The organism is Actinophytocola sp., from assembly GCF_036378875.1.
Lineage (GTDB): Bacteria > Actinomycetota > Actinomycetes > Mycobacteriales > Pseudonocardiaceae > Actinophytocola.
Genome location: NZ_DASUVO010000073.1, coordinates 154,459 through 168,667 on the forward strand (window position 1 = coordinate 154,459; position 14,209 = coordinate 168,667).

14 protein-coding genes are annotated in these 14,209 nt (G+C 68.4%); 7 read left to right on the forward strand and 7 right to left on the reverse strand.

All coding sequences use genetic code 11. The annotated features are described in order from the left end of the window. Positions 1-165: 165 nt before the first annotated feature. On the reverse strand, positions 166-1,584 hold the full coding sequence (locus VF106_RS20840; RefSeq protein ID WP_330841437.1) for a S1 family peptidase: 1,419 nt from the start codon (positions 1,582-1,584) through the stop codon (positions 166-168). A gap of 505 nt (positions 1,585-2,089) precedes the next feature. Here VF106_RS20840 and VF106_RS20845 point away from each other — a divergent pair. Together VF106_RS20845 and VF106_RS20850 are read left to right on the forward strand one after the other, a co-directional pair. After that, complete coding sequence (locus VF106_RS20845; protein WP_330841438.1) at positions 2,090-2,830, forward strand: methyltransferase domain-containing protein; 741 nt, start codon at positions 2,090-2,092, stop codon at positions 2,828-2,830. Between the two features lie 113 nt (positions 2,831-2,943). Beyond that, positions 2,944-3,372: a pyridoxamine 5'-phosphate oxidase family protein gene (locus VF106_RS20850; protein ID WP_330841439.1), complete on the forward strand. Its 429-nt coding sequence runs from the start codon at positions 2,944-2,946 to the stop codon at positions 3,370-3,372. 4 nt (positions 3,373-3,376) lie between these two features. On the opposite strand, the gene VF106_RS20855 is transcribed toward VF106_RS20850, so the two are convergent. Then, the gene (locus tag VF106_RS20855) at positions 3,377-4,081 is read right to left on the reverse strand and encodes a TetR/AcrR family transcriptional regulator C-terminal domain-containing protein (protein ID WP_330841440.1); all 705 of its coding nucleotides are present in this window, start codon (positions 4,079-4,081) and stop codon (positions 3,377-3,379) included. A 56-nt stretch (positions 4,082-4,137) separates the two neighbouring features. Between VF106_RS20855 and VF106_RS20860 the strand changes: the two genes are divergently transcribed. Both VF106_RS20860 and VF106_RS20865 read left to right on the forward strand, forming a co-directional pair. Beyond that, positions 4,138-5,724: an FAD-dependent monooxygenase gene (locus tag VF106_RS20860; RefSeq protein ID WP_330841441.1), complete on the forward strand. Its 1,587-nt coding sequence runs from the start codon at positions 4,138-4,140 to the stop codon at positions 5,722-5,724. 42 nt (positions 5,725-5,766) lie between these two features. Further along, complete coding sequence (locus tag VF106_RS20865; RefSeq protein WP_330841442.1) at positions 5,767-5,985, forward strand: DUF2283 domain-containing protein; 219 nt, start codon at positions 5,767-5,769, stop codon at positions 5,983-5,985. Between the two features lie 41 nt (positions 5,986-6,026). Here the strand turns inward: VF106_RS20865 and VF106_RS20870 are convergent, their stop codons facing one another. The 3 genes from VF106_RS20870 to VF106_RS20880 all read right to left on the reverse strand — a co-directional run bounded on the left by VF106_RS20870 (position 6,027) and on the right by VF106_RS20880 (position 8,201). Continuing rightward, positions 6,027-6,914: an SAM-dependent methyltransferase gene (locus VF106_RS20870; protein WP_330841443.1), complete on the reverse strand. Its 888-nt coding sequence runs from the start codon at positions 6,912-6,914 to the stop codon at positions 6,027-6,029. Between the two features lie 83 nt (positions 6,915-6,997). After that, on the reverse strand, positions 6,998-7,846 hold the full coding sequence (locus tag VF106_RS20875; protein WP_330841444.1) for a helix-turn-helix domain-containing protein: 849 nt from the start codon (positions 7,844-7,846) through the stop codon (positions 6,998-7,000). A gap of 145 nt (positions 7,847-7,991) precedes the next feature. Next, positions 7,992-8,201, reverse strand: a complete 210-nt coding sequence (locus tag VF106_RS20880; protein ID WP_330841445.1) for a DUF397 domain-containing protein — start codon at positions 8,199-8,201, stop codon at positions 7,992-7,994. Positions 8,202-8,776: 575 nt separating this feature from the next. Here VF106_RS20880 and VF106_RS20885 point away from each other — a divergent pair. Together VF106_RS20885 and VF106_RS20890 are read left to right on the forward strand one after the other, a co-directional pair. Beyond that, a complete protein-coding gene (locus VF106_RS20885; protein WP_330841446.1) occupies positions 8,777-9,262 on the forward strand; it encodes a hypothetical protein in 486 nt (161 codons plus the stop codon). Next, the gene (locus VF106_RS20890; protein ID WP_330841447.1) at positions 9,259-10,437 is read left to right on the forward strand and encodes a M48 family metalloprotease; all 1,179 of its coding nucleotides are present in this window, start codon (positions 9,259-9,261) and stop codon (positions 10,435-10,437) included. The genes VF106_RS20885 and VF106_RS20890 overlap by 4 nt, the downstream gene beginning before the upstream one ends. A gap of 9 nt (positions 10,438-10,446) precedes the next feature. Here the strand turns inward: VF106_RS20890 and VF106_RS20895 are convergent, their stop codons facing one another. Both VF106_RS20895 and VF106_RS20900 read right to left on the reverse strand, forming a co-directional pair. Continuing rightward, on the reverse strand, positions 10,447-11,943 hold the full coding sequence (locus VF106_RS20895) for a BamB-related PQQ repeat family beta-propellar protein (protein ID WP_330841448.1): 1,497 nt from the start codon (positions 11,941-11,943) through the stop codon (positions 10,447-10,449). Between the two features lie 101 nt (positions 11,944-12,044). After that, positions 12,045-12,815: a hypothetical protein gene (locus VF106_RS20900; RefSeq protein WP_330841449.1), complete on the reverse strand. Its 771-nt coding sequence runs from the start codon at positions 12,813-12,815 to the stop codon at positions 12,045-12,047. Between the two features lie 68 nt (positions 12,816-12,883). On the opposite strand from VF106_RS20900, the gene VF106_RS20905 reads away from it, so the two are divergent. Further along, positions 12,884-14,209, forward strand: coding sequence for a serine/threonine-protein kinase (locus tag VF106_RS20905; protein ID WP_330841450.1), 1,326 nt, complete (start codon positions 12,884-12,886; stop codon positions 14,207-14,209).

The following is a 14,209-nucleotide window of genomic DNA, read 5'->3' on the forward strand; positions in this document are numbered from 1 at the left end:
GCAGGCACTTCATGATTCCCGAAACATCCTCGAAGGGGAGTGTCGCAGACTGTTTCCACGATTGGGTGTGTTCGCGCAGGGGGTGCGGCGGTGGTCGTTCTGGTGGCAAGGTGAATCACCAGGTCGACCACCGCCACCCCGAAGGCCGGCGCGCGCCTCAACTTGTCATGTGTCGACGCCGCCGCTGCACCAGAGGCGCAGGGTTTGGCTCGTGGATCCCATGGCGTTGCTGACCGTCACGGTCAGGTCGTGGTAGCCCTGGCCGCAGGGGACGTACATCCATGCCGTTCCGTCGCCGACGGGGGTGCCGTCGAGGATCCACTGGATGTTGGTGGAGCCCTGGTAGTTCGCGTCGACCTGGCACATCAGGCTGCCCTCGCAGCGGACGAGCTCGATGACCGGTGGTGGTGCCGGGTGCGTGATCAGGGTCAGTCCGTAGGCGGCCAGGATCGGTGCGATCGGCTGGAAGTAGGTGGTGCCGCCTGTGGTGCAGTTGCCCGAGCCGCCGGACGTGACGCCCTGGGCCTGCTGCCCGGCGAGCCATGAGCCGCCCGAGTCGCCGGGTTCGGCGCAGACGTTCGTGCGCGTCAGGCCGTTCACCACGCCTTGGGGGTAGGCCACGGTGGCGTTCTTGGCCTCGATGATGCCGCAGTGCCAGCCGGTCCTCGAGCCGGACCGGCACACGGCCGCCCCGACGAGAGCTTCCTGAGCGCCGGCGACGCTGACGTTGCCGGCGACATAACCGTGGGAGTTGACCCAGGAGGCCGTTGCCCACCCGCCGTTGACCGCCACCCAGCCGTAGTCCGAGCCGGGGAAGACCCGCGCCTGCACCGTGCCCTGCTGGCCGATCTGGTTGTAGCCGTAGGTGGCCGCGCCGGGCCCGCCGCAGTGCCCGGCCGTGACAAACCCGCCGACCACGGCGAACCCGATGGAGCAGAACTGGTTCAGGTTGCCGATGTAGTACCGGTCACCGCCCCGGACACCGTACAGCGGCCTCGGCTTCTCGCCGCCCGGCACGACCCGAACGGCACCTTGGCGCATCGCCTCGGCGGCGCCGGCTCGCTCGACGAACGCCGTGGCCGAGCCCACGTTGCCGGCGGTCGCCTCCACGACGACGGTGTCGCCGGCCAGGTCGACGTACCAGCCGGCGACAGACGCGGGAACGCGGCTCGCCGCCCGGTCCAGGGTCCCGGCGACCGCGGCCAACTGGTCCCGCCCGTGGGTGACGAGCCGGGGCTCGGCGCCTGCCGCCCGCACCACAGCCGCCGCACCGGCATCGGTGACCGCCACGACCAGTCGCCGGCCATCGTCGGCCAGCCACGCACCTCCGTAGGCGGCACCCAGAACCGCGCGCAGCTGCCCGTCGGTGGAGGCCGCCGACTCCTGTGCGGCCATCCGCTGGCGGGCCGCGGCCGCGCTGATCCCCAGGTCCCGCTCCATGGCGGTGTACAGGTCGCCAGCTCCACCCGCGTTCGGCGCCGCGACCACGGGGCGTTGCGGCGTGGCGGCGGCGGGATCTGGAAGCACTCCGACGGTGACGACGAGCGACGTCGCGAAAATCAGGGCCATTTTTCGGCCAAACATCACAACTCCTTTTCACGCGAGCGGGTTACGCATGAATGAAAATCAGTTCGGCGTCAACGGTGTGAATACGGCGGAACTCAGCGCTGGGAATCGGCGGTGAACAGTCGTCCGATCGGGCATCCAGCGTGAGAATCTTCAACCATCGGATCCGACCAACGCAAGGTGCGGTTGCGTCAGCCGTCTGGACGGCGGCACCCGTCGGACCGAACCACCGAAGATCCGTTGCGCGGAAAGCAGGAACGATCCGATGCTTGCTTGTGCGGCGCGTTGACGTTCGTGCGGCTGGGCAGGACCTCTCACAGTAGTTCCGCGGTTGCCCGGCGGAGTCGGCTGTCACAGGCCAACCGCGATCGAACAGCTTGCAGAAGGTAATTCCCTGTCATGCAAGGGGGGAAGGTTGTTGTGTTCGACCGGCCACAGTATTGGAATCCCAGATCGAATGTGTTCGGTGGCTGAGTATCGGGGTAACCGTCTGGTTCGGCCCGGCCTGGTAAGGGAGAGTGAGATGTCGTTACAAACTGCGATACGCGATGGGATCAACCGGGCGCTGCGGCCGATGGGAGTACAGGTGGTGCGCGGGTACAGTACCGACCGCGCGATTCAACCGTTCCTTTCCGCACACAGAACCGAGACGGCCGCCCGGCGTGCCGGACTGTCGATAGAGGACTACATCGACCGGTACAGTGCCGCGCCGGGTGCGACCGCGGAGACGGTGGAGGTGTTGCTGCGACTGGCCGACCTCGGCGATCACGTGGCCCGGGTGTGCGAGATCGGTGCCGGGACAGGCCGGTACACGGCACGGGTGATCGGCGCGCTGCGACCGGATGTGTACGAGGTGTACGAGACCGCGCAGGACTGGCTGCCCCGGCTGCGCGCATTGCCGAACGTGATCATCCAGCCCGCGGACGGGCACACACTGCGGGCGACGAGGACAGCTTCGGTCGATCTCGTGCACGCCCACAAGGTGTTCGTCTACCTCCCGTTGGTCGTCACCGTCGGCTACCTGGAGGAGATGGTCCGGGTTGTGCGGCCGGGCGGCGTCGTCGCCTTCGACATCGTCACCGACAACTGCCTCGACGAGCCGACCACGAAGGCCTGGGTGTCCTCGGGCGCGACCCTTTACGGCATGATCTCCCGCAGCTGGATCGTCGACCTGCTCGCCCGGCGGAACCTTTCCCTGGTCGGCGGTCATTTCGTGCCATTGAGCGAAGGAAGAACCGAACTGCTGGTGTTCCGCCGCGACTGAACGCCACAGCGGGCCGGCGTCGATCACACAGGTAATCGGGCTTCTCGCCCATGGCTCGCGCCGGGGCGGTCGTGTTCACTAAGTGTGATCGGAAATCCATCGGAAGGGCCGTGATGAGCACCGACGCCGGTTCGCTGACCGCCGAGGACCTCGAGTTCCTCCAACGCCCCCTGCACGGGTTCCTGTCCGTGGCCGCGGGCCCGATCCCGGCGCAGCCTCGACCGGTGTGGTTCGAGGCCACCGCCGACGGCACGGTCCAACTGTTCACCGGCCCGGACACGCTCAAGGTGCGGCGCCTTCGCCGCGATCCCCGTGCCTCGATCGTCGTCGCGGCTCCGGTGGATGAACGCGAGCGCTGGGTGTCGATCGCGGGCGGTGTCACGATCGAACTCGACGGAGCGCACGACCTGGCTTCCCGCCTGGCCGCCCGTTACTGGGACCTCGACGACCCGACCCGCGCCGCCGACCTCGCCGGGATCCTGGCCGAGGACCAGGTCCGCCTGGTCATCCACCCGGAAACCGTGAACCGGTACGCGTACTGACCGGTCAGCGACCGAATCGGGTCGCGAGACCGTCGAGCACGCACTCCAGACCGAACGCGAACTCGACGTCGGGGTCGGGTTCCTCGGCTTCGTGGACGCGGCGGGCGAGCATCGGGTGCTCGCCCGCCGCGAGGACCTCGCTGATGTAGGGGCCGAAGCTGCGCTGCCACTGCTCCTCGGTCAGGCCGGTGCGCTGCTCGGCGCGCCGAACGGCCTGCTGGGTGGCCACCGAGCCCAGCACGTACGCGCGCACGGCGCTGAGCGCCTGCGAGGCCAGGGTGATGTCGGGCGTGAGCGCGACGGCGGCGCGCAGCGCGGATTCCGACCGCCGCAACGAGTTGGGGCCGAGCGAGGGCCTGCCCGCCAGTTCGCCCGCCAGCCACGGGTGCCGCAGTAGGGTCGCGCGCAGCGTGTGCGCGACCGCGGCGAGGCCGGCGCGCCAGTCCTGCGTTGGCTCGGGGAGCGGGTCCTCGCCCTGCGCCGCGTCGATCATCAGGTCCACCAGTTCGTCGCGGCTGGCGATGTAGCGGTACAGGGTGGCCGTCCCGGAACCGAGGTCGCCCGCGACCCGGCGCATCGACACGGCTTCCAGGCCCTCCGCGTCGGCGACGGCCAGCGCGGCCGCCACGTACTGGTCCACCCCCGGCGCGCGCCTGCGCGGTTCGGGGCGCGGCCTGGTCCACACCGACGAGGGAGCGGGTTCGGTCATCGAGTGGTTCCTTTCCTCGTTTGACCGGCATCCTACCTTCTGGATACGGTGTAGCCATGACGGAAACAGCGTATCCAGAAGTGTCGGTGCTCGTGGTCGGAGGCGGTAGCGTCGGGCTGCTCACCGCGGCGCTGCTCGCCCACCACGGCGTCCCCGTGACGCTCGTCGAACGCCGGTCAGGGCCGTCGGTCCACCCGCGCGCCACCGGCATCGGGCCGCGCACCGTCGAGATCCTCCGCGAGCTCGGCCTCGACACCGCCGTCGACGCCGACGCGGTCGACCTCCGGGGCGCCACGGCCAAGGCGGTGGCGCGGACCGTCGTCGAGATGGGGGCCGGCGACGTCGTGGCCGTGCCCATGCCGCCCCCGTCCGCCGCCGAACTGGACACGACGCCGTTCAAGCTGCGCGGTGTCTGTGCGCAGGATCGCCTCGACGCCGTGGTGGCGGCCGACCTGGAACGCCGCGGAGCGGATCTGCGCTGGTCGACCCGTCTGGTCGGCATCGCGCAGGACGTCGACGGGGTCGACGTCGAACTGGAGGGGCCTGACGGCCGCTACTCACTGCGCTGTGCGCGCGTGGTGGCCGCGGACGGCGCGCACAGCACCGTGCGGACCGCGCTCGGCGTGGGTACCTCCGGGGCGGGCGACCTGGGCAAGTCGAAGATCAACATCCTGTTCCGCGCCGACCTCCGGCCCCACCTGCGGGGGATGTCCTTCGCCACCTGCACGATCACCACGCCGGAGGCGCCCGGTCTGCTGGTGACCGTGGACGGCGAGACGAACTGGGTCTTCCACATCGCCCGCGACGTCGACGGGGGAGAGCGCCCCGAGGACTTCACTCACGAGCGCTGCGCCGCGGTCGTCCGCGCGGCGGTCGGCGATCCCGACCTCGATGTCGAGGTGCGCAGCGTGCTCCCGTGGCGGCCCCGCAGCTCCCTGGCCGACCGCTTCGCCGTCGGCCGCGTGTTCCTCGTCGGCGACGCCGCACACACCGTGGCCGCCATCGGAGCGTTCGGCCTCAACACCGGCGTCGCCGACGCCCACAACCTGGCGTGGAAACTGGCCGCCGTCCACCACGGCGAGGCAGGCGCCGGCCTGCTCGACACCTACGCGCAGGAGCGCGAGCCGGTCGCCGCGGCGACGGTGGACCAGGCGATGCTCAGGTTCGCCGACCCGCGGCTGCACTGGGGGCGTGGCCCCGAGGCCGACGCCGCCAGGGCGGCGGCGGGGGTGTGGGCGCCGCCGGTCGTGCACCTCGGCCAGCGGTACGAGTCGGCCGCTGTCGTCGACCCCCGGCCGGCGCTACCGTCCACAGTGGACCTGGCGGTGGTGCTGGACGGGTCACCGGGTTCACGGGTGCCCCACGCGTGGGTCGACGGGGTCTCCACGCTCGACCTGGTCGCGTCCCGGTGGACCCTGCTCGCGGGTGTCGCGGGCGATCGGTGGCTGTCCGCCGCGGCGGACGTCGGCCTGCTGGCACACCGGGTCTCCGCACCATGGTTGCCCGACGACGGGGCCCTGCTCGTGCGCCCGGACGCGATCGTCGCGCTGCGGGTCAGTGCCCCGGTCCCGGACCCGGCACGGTTCCTCACCGATGTCCTGGACCAGGTGCTGGCCAGGCCCGTCCCGGTGCCGAGCACCTGACCGGGCGCCTCGACGGCCGCGCGTGACAGCCATAATTTCCAGGTGCGCGTCACATACGATCCGGAAGCGGATGCGGCCTACCTCTACCTCACCGATGTCGATCTGCCGGTGGGACGGGACTCCATCCCGCTTGAGACGCCAGCAAACACACCTGCGATGGTCGTCATGGATTGGCGTGACGGGAAGATCGTCGGTCTCGAAGTTCTGGATGCGTCGTCCCTGCTGCACCCAGATCTGATAGCGCAAGCAGAGCGGCTGTAGACGCTCTTTGTCCTGCCGAGGTCTGCGGCCTACCGTGAGGCTCAGGTGATCTTCTCGCCTACGCCGGCCCAGACGACGGACTCGCTGGATGTCCCGAAGGTGACCGTTTGCTTGGTGGGTCCTGACTCTTCGGGATGCCAGTCGGGGGTCCATGTCCATCCCGGTTCGACGAGGCGGAAATCGTCGAGGAAGGCGGCGATGTCCGCACGCGAGCGCCAGATGCCGTCGCTGCTGCTCGACTCGTCATACATGCGTTTGATCTCGAGCAGCTTCTTCACCAGGGTCTCGGGAACGCCGTCAGCGGTCATGTGGGAGATCGCGAGGTAGGAACCTCGTGGCAGGAGGTCGCGGAAGCGGGCGACTGACTCGGCGCCGATGTCGTTGCCGTCGGGGTCGGGTTGGTGCACGTGAAGTACGGCGATGAGCAGCAGCGCGATCGGCTCGTCGGGGTTGAGCAGTTGCGTTTTCCGCGCCTTCTGCCACAACTCGTCGGGGTTACGGAGATCGCCTTCGATGACGGCGTGCCGGGCGGGATCACCGTCGCTGTCGAGCAGCATGGCCGCGTGTGCGACGGCTACCGGTTCGTTGTCGACGTACACCACGCGGACGTCCGGCACCTGGCCGGCTTCTCGTTTGACGGCGTCGGCTACCTGGTGGGTGTTGCCGGCGGTGGGAACCCCGGCACCGATGTCGAGGAACTGCCTGACGCCCCGTTTGGTGAGATACCGGACCACCCTGGTGAGGAAGAGCCGGTTGGCGAGCGCCATGTCCTTCACCAGCGGAACCTTTTCAATGATGCGGTCGCCGAATTCGCGGTCTACCGCCCAGTTGGCGGTACCGCCGAGGAGGTAGTCGTAGACCCGGGCGACGCTGGGGCGCTGCAGGTCAACTCCGGGTGGTGGGACCGGATCTGAGTGTCTTTCGAGCACGGACCGCGCCTCCGGGCGTCGCGTTCATCGGAATAGTCAGGGAGCGTACGCTACTGAAAGACGTGCATACTAGGAACACGTCATTACCATGTGCGGGCTTCGGTAATAAGGGTATGCAGGAATTTACGGGTCTCGTCGACGCTCAGGGCGGCTTCGTGGACCATTGTCCAGTATCCGATGTGCTCGGAGACCTGCTTCTTACCCTTGTACAGCCTGCTCTCGCCGACACCGTACTCACGATAGATCTGGTTCTCGGTCGAGTCGTCGAATCTGAGCACAATGAGGTCGTGCGGCAGGAACGCGAGCTGCGCCTCCCACGGGACAACCTGAATGGACAGATCGTCCGAATACCAGTCGGCCAGGGCGAGCAGGTGCTGTGCCTGGTCGATGACCAGCTCCGCGGTTCGTCCCCCTGGCATGCGGTGCAGCGCCGACACGCTGAACAGGGCCCGGTAGCGCGGCGGCCGGACGCTCATGAACAGCTGGTGCTCGCGTTCCCGTCTGGCTTGCAGGATCTTGGCGATGTCCACGGACTGGCCGGCTGCCTGGTATTGCATGAGCATGTAGTGCTCGGACTGCAGCAGGTTGGGGATCCGTTCGGCATGCAGCGACAGCACCTCGGTCGCCGTGCGTTCGAGTGCGAGAAGTTTCAGGTACTCGCTGTTCGCCTGCGTTCCGGCCGACGGGCCGGGGCCGCTCTGAGCCGCGAGCACGAGGATCCGCTCGTGCTGGTCGTCCGGTGGAGCGTACAGACGGAGGAGGTCGTTGAGATCTTTGGAGCTCACCATGCAGGTGGTGTTCTCGATCTTGTTGATCTTGGACTGAGTGCACCCCAGTCCCGCGGCAGCGCGGTGCTGCGTCATGCCCGCCGCGTTCCGCGCCGCGGCTAACTCATGGCCCAGTTGTAATCGCTTCGCCGCGTCACTTGCCATTCGACCCTACCCACCTCGTCACTCGAAGGACTCTCGCGCCCACTCGAGAGGTCGAGGCAGACGACGATCTCTCGAGCCACGTCCACCCCCCGCGTTGTCGACATCCCTCGCACGTGCGCGTGAGGGACACCGACAACATCCAAGTTTAGCCGACGTGACGCCCCAGGAAAATATTCCACTGGTCCCGGTGGAACGTCAGGACGGCACTGTCCACATTCTTCGAGTCCCGAACCGTGACAACGTCACCGCCGAACCGGAGTTCCACGCAGTTGTTGTTGGGCGTGCACTTGCCGGTCCGAACCCACTCGCCGTCGGTTGCGCTCGCCGACACTCTCTCCGTGATCTTGCCGTGCATGATCAATTCACCCTCCCCAGAAGTCGCGATACGAATAATCGTCCTCGACGATTATTCCGCACTCAGGTGCAGGTGGTAACCCGTTCTGCTATTTGCGCTGGTAGATGCTCTGGCAGGCTCGCGTACGGATCGACCCGAGGCTCATGGCAATCACTCGCGGGCAACCGCCCGCTAGGCCAAATGAGTGATGGCGGCGCCAGTTGGCCTAGTCGTCACCCGCGTTCCGATACCGGCCGTGGTGGAATACTGAAAAGTAATCCCGAAAAGGATGATCACGAGATCGGGTCGCCGAATCGTGTTGCGGAATAATCCGCGGCGTCTTTCGGTAATATGTCGAGCCAGTCGCCCGCTGTTCATTCGCGACCATTTTGTGCAGATCACCCTCGGTTTGGCAAATGGCGGTACGCGATGTGAAACGGGAGAATTGGGCCGGGGCGTCGGCCCCGACGTGCGCTACGGCATGCCGCACGACCCCGCTCCGCCCGTCACACGTTTGGGTGCAATCGTTCCGCGGCATCTTGATGGCCAGGGAGAATGCTCGGATCAGGATCTACCTCGCATCGCAGGGAGTCAAGGTGACCGAGTTACAGCAGACGCGGGCCGTTGTGGTTCTCGACCCGTCCCAGGTACCTGCTGCTCGCACGCTGGCGGCGGAGCACGGTGTCGAGGTGGAACAGGTCCCGCGTCGCGGCATCGAACCCATCGCCACGGTGACCCTGGTCCTGTTGGGTGCGGCTGCCGCCGTCGGCGCCGTGCTGCACATCCTGGAGCAGCGCAAGGGCGGTCAGGTGATCGATCTGCGGCCGGGTGCGCCGAAGGCGTTCTACCGCACCTCGGATGTGGTGTACGGGACGGTCGTCATCGTCACCGCGGATGGCAAGGTGACCGTGGAGGTCAAGGAACCGGAAGGCATGTTCGGCAAGGTGATCTCCACCCTGCCCGAACTCGTCGCCGGAGGCGACAGCGGCGCCGAGCAGATCGCCCAGTCCGTGACGGAGAGGTTCGGTCCCGGCGTCACGGTCGAGACAGCCGACATCCCCGCGCCAGGCGAAGGAGAATGACCGCTCGCGAGGAGGCACAGCGTTTTCTCGACCAGCTCCGGGCACAGACCGATCCCTCTTTCGGCTGGGTCGACGCGGCTCGTGCGAAGGACGTCGTCGACCAGTTCCTGCGGGAAAGCATCCCACCTGAGCAACGCCGGGACCCGCTGTTTCGGGAACAGTGGAAGCAGGGGGTCACCGACCGCCTGCGCGACATCGACGGTGCCCTTGCCGAGCATCTGGCCCGGATGCAGGCCAACATCGAGCGGACCGCGGCCGCCCGAGCCGGGGGCGCCGATTTCGACTCTCCTTTGGTGGGGTACCTGCGTACCGGACAACTCAACGCCGTGAGCTTGCCTGTACCGGGTCGGTCGGACGCCTATCTGGTGCTCTTCGAGGACCAGATGCTCGCCTTCATCCACATACTCGCGGACGCGATCGTCTGGGCCCTCCCTCGTGATCCGGACGGAGCCGACGGCGAGGTCCAGTTCGGCTTACGCGCAGCGGCCGTGGCCGAACGAATCGCCGCCGACGCGACGGTAGTCGGCACATTCGCGGCTCTCGTCGGGTCCTACACCGTCATGGGCCGAATCATGTCGGTCGGCACTCGGCTGCCGCCAGACCGGTACCCCCTTGCCCGTCAGCTGTCCACCTCGATCTCGTACTTCGTTCTCGGCCACGAATACGCGCATGTCCTGCTGGGCCACCTGGACACGACCACCTCCCGCGCGGGCGTGTTGCCGGCAACCGATGTCGAGACCCTGGCGTACTCATGGCAGCAGGAAGCCCACGCGGACGAGCTCGGCACACACCTGTCGATCAACGCGCTCATCGAACACGAGCGTCAGACTCTTCCCGTTGCCTTCGCGGGTAGTTGCCTGTTCTTCGACGCGGTCGACGTGATGGACCGGGCTGTCGCCCTTCTGCAGACCGGCGACGAGAACGCCCGCCAGCTCGGCTCTCATCCACCGGCTGGTCTGCGCAAGCAACGCCTACGCGACGTCCTGCCGCAGATGGCCAAGGGCGACCCGGCGACGCTCGACCTGGTGCGAGGGGCGCTCGTGCTGGCGGACTTGCTCGAGGAGATCGTCCGGCTGCTGTGGGAACGCACCCGGCCGGTCCTGGTCGACCTGCGTGATCAGGGCGTATCCGCGGCTCCCACGTGGCGGACCGTTCCCAAGGAGACCAGCGGCTAGTGGCGCGTCTCAGCCCACGCCGGTGACGGTGGTGCCGTCGGGCTTGAAGATGACGATGGCGCCGGGAGCGGGCACCAGGTCGTGTTCGACCTCCTTCAGGTCCGTGTCCTGCTCATCGGGGCGTGGCACCTTGACCGTCGACCTGTCCGCGCCGGTCCAGGGTTGTGTGATGACGGTCAGGTCGTCGTCGCCGTTGGCCAGGAGCGCGTAGACCCGGGCGTCGGTCGCTGTGGCGGCTTCCCGGAAGCCGCCAGGTAGTCGCAGGGTGATGGGACCTGAGTCCGGTCGGGTCAGCGTGTAGGTGGTGGTGTCCCCGGACGTCGTGGCCAGCCACTCGTTCGTGGCGCCGATGACGCGGTCCGCGTCCGTTCCCGGTGCGTCGAGCACCGTCGCGCCCGTCGCGGGGTCAAGCAGGGCGCCGAAGCCGTCGCACTGGAGGAACACAGCCGAGCCGTCACCGGCGGGCACGAGCTTGGCCACCAGGACGCCGTCCCGCGTGTGCTGCCAACGCTGCTGGCCGGTGCGCTCGTCGAGGCCGACCACGGTGACGGTGACGGGCTCAGGGTTGCTCGGGATCCGCACCGGCGGCTTGTCGGGCCCGCACACCATGCCCACCGTCACGACACCGGCGCCGGCCATGGCCGGCGGCTGCTCGTCCCATACCTTGCACTCCGCCGGCGGTGTGTACTCCCACCGGGGCTCTCCGGTCCTCGGGTCGAAGGCGCGTACCGGCTCGGCCACGCCGACCAGCACGTGGTCGGTCAGCACCCTCGAGGAGTAGCTGTCGACGAAGCTCCACGGATCGCCGGTCTTGTCGAGGATGACCGTCCCGGTCGTCGCGTCCAGCACGAGCACGCGAATCTCGTCACCGCTCTCGCGCGGCACGATGTTGAGGGTGAGCGTGTCACCGTCCGGGGTGACCGCCGCGAGCCCCACGTTCGCGCCGGCGACCCGGTAGCGCCATCGTTCCCGTCCGGTCACGCCGTCCAGCGCGATCACCCCGTCCTCGACCTCGACGACCACCCCGGCGCCCGCCGGGACCACCTCGTGGACCGTCAGGCCTTCTGGCGCGTGCCACATCCAGGTCCGCGTGCGCGGCGCGGCCGGCACCGGAGCGGGGCGCGTGTCCGCCGCCGTGGTCGCGTCCGCCGACCGCACCCCCGTGCTGGCGAGCCCGAACGCGACCATCACCGACGCGACCGGCGGCACCAGTGCGAGCGCGATCCACGGGTGCGGCGTGCGTTGGTGCCGCACCGCCAACCCGCCGGCCACGAGGCACACCAGCACACCGGCGGCGGCGCCGCAGGCAGGCAGGACCGAGACAAGGGCCTGCATCCCCTTCGAGCAGATCGGCAGGCTCGGGTAGCTGCTACAGGAGAACTCGTTGACGGTCATGACGGCGCCGAGGACAGCAAGGATCGGCACGGCCGCCAACAGCAGCCCTGTCGCTCGGCGCAACGCCACGTGGTGCGGGTTCCTCGGCCGGTCCCCGTCGCTGTCGTCCACAGTTCGATCCCCTTCCGTCGGTCACCTCGGGTCGCTGGGACGAGGGGGCGGCGTCGACGGTTGCGACAGGGTGGGTGGAACGTTCCGCGATCGTCGTGAAGTCAGAGGCTTTTCACCTGCACGGCTCGCTGCTCGACATCCAGCGACCGGTACACCGGCGTGCCCGACCGGTCCGCTGTGCGGATCTCCCAGCGCGCGGCCAGTTCGGGCACCTGATCGACCTGCACGTTCCAGGCCGCGGCCACCCGTTTGGCTGGCCACCACTGCCGGACGATCCGTTGCTCCACGACGACGAACTCGTGCCGGACCGGCACACCGGCCGGGCTGAGCAGTTCGCTGAGCCACCCGGCCAGCGCCCGTGAGTCGACCCGCCGCAACGGGCTGAGCTCGCCTCCGCGACAGGTCTCGGTCCGGCCACCGGTAACCAAGTCGACGTCGATACGGGCGAGCCGGCCGTGTCGGCGCCGCTCCCGCACCACCACCTCGGTGAGCTCGGCGACCGGTACGACGTGGCGCCGGCACCACAACCGCAGCACGATACGGGTCGGAGTCGCCAGTGGCCGCAACTCCAGCCACCGGAGCGACCCGCTCAGATTCAAAGTGACGGCCACCGGTACTCCGATAAGCAGCGCGCCCACCGCCTGCAGTACGGGCAGCGCCACGGTGGCTTCCAGTAACAGCCGGCCTTTGTCGTACACCGAGGCACAAATCCAGACGACCCCCACCATTGGCGCCAGAAGTGCCCACACGAAGCCCACCATGCCAGCGCAGTCGGCCACCATTTCGGTCAGCGCTGGAGCCAGCCGCACCCGCCACCCGACGCGCCGCGCACGCACCCCTCCGCGCAGCGCGGCCGGTACGGCTTCAGACATTCCCCCAGTGTAGAAACATATCCCGGGAATCGGTGATCAACCGTCGTGCCAACGGAGCGGGAGTGGCCATGACATCGACGCGGGTCGGTCACGTGGTTGGCGGACGTTACCGGTTGGTCGCCGAGTTGGGGTCCGGCGGGTTCGGGCGGGTCTGGCGGGCTCGTGACGAGACCTTGGACGTCGACGTGGCGATCAAGGAACTGCGCTTGCTGCCGGGGATGTCACCGGCGGAGCAGGCCGAGCGGCTGGCTCGCGCGACGCGTGAGGCGCGCAACGCCGCCCGGTTGCGCATGCACAAGAACATCGTCGCGATCCACGACATCGTCGTCGAGGACGGTCTGCCGTGGATCGTGATGGACCTGATCGACGGCCGTTCGCTGGACGAGCACCTCAGGACGCACGGACCGCTGCCGGTGGACAGGGTCGCCACCATCGCGGTGGCGTTGCTGGCGGCGATCGGCGCGGCACACCGGGAAGGTGTCGTGCACCGCGACATCAAGCCGGCCAACGTCATGCTCGCCGAGGACGGACGGGTTCTGCTCACCGATTTCGGGACGGCGGTCCACGACACCGACACCGCCCTGACCGCTACCGGGATGGTCGTCGGCTCGCCGGAGTACACAGCCCCAGAACGCCTTCGTGGCACCGACGGGCTCCCGGCCAGCGACCTGTTCTCCTTGGGCGCGACCCTCTTCCAGGCCGTCGAGGGCGTCTCGCCGTTCCACCGTGGGAGCCCGACCGCGACATTGTCCGCGGTCCTGCTGGATCCGGCTCCGGTGCCGCGGCGAGCCGGGCCGCTGACCCGGGTCATCACCGGGCTGCTGGACAAGAACCTGGCCACGAGGCCGACTGTCCCCGAGGCGCTGGCCATGGCCGGCGTGCCGGCCGACGCGTCGACGACACCGGTCCAGCTGCCGGTCCGGCAGCACACCAAGGTCATCACAACCCGCGACGGCAGGGGAAGGCCGGTTGGCTGGCGGAGGGCGGTCGAGGTGCTGCTGGCGTTCGCCGCCGTGCTCGGCGTCGTCGCCTTCACCGGTGGAAGCGTCACCATCGTCCTGGAAAGCTTCGGCTATGGGGTCATACTCGGTGTCGTCGTCGACGGCGTGCTTGTCGGCGTGCTGTGCGCCGGAGTCGCCCGACTCGTACCGGCGAGCGCGGGTCGCACCGTCTCCGTCGTCGTCGGTGCCGCCGGGTTCCTGATCGGCGGCGGTGCCGCGAGTTTCCTCATCGGGGAGATCCTCGCGAACGTGACGGTGCGAGCGATGTTGGGGGAAGCGGGGGAGGACGACGTGTGGACCTCGCTGATCGTGATCACCGTCGTGCTTCTCGCCGCGGTCGGCTGGACCCGGCTATCTCCGACGACGCGACGACCGAATCGCGACGCGACCTGA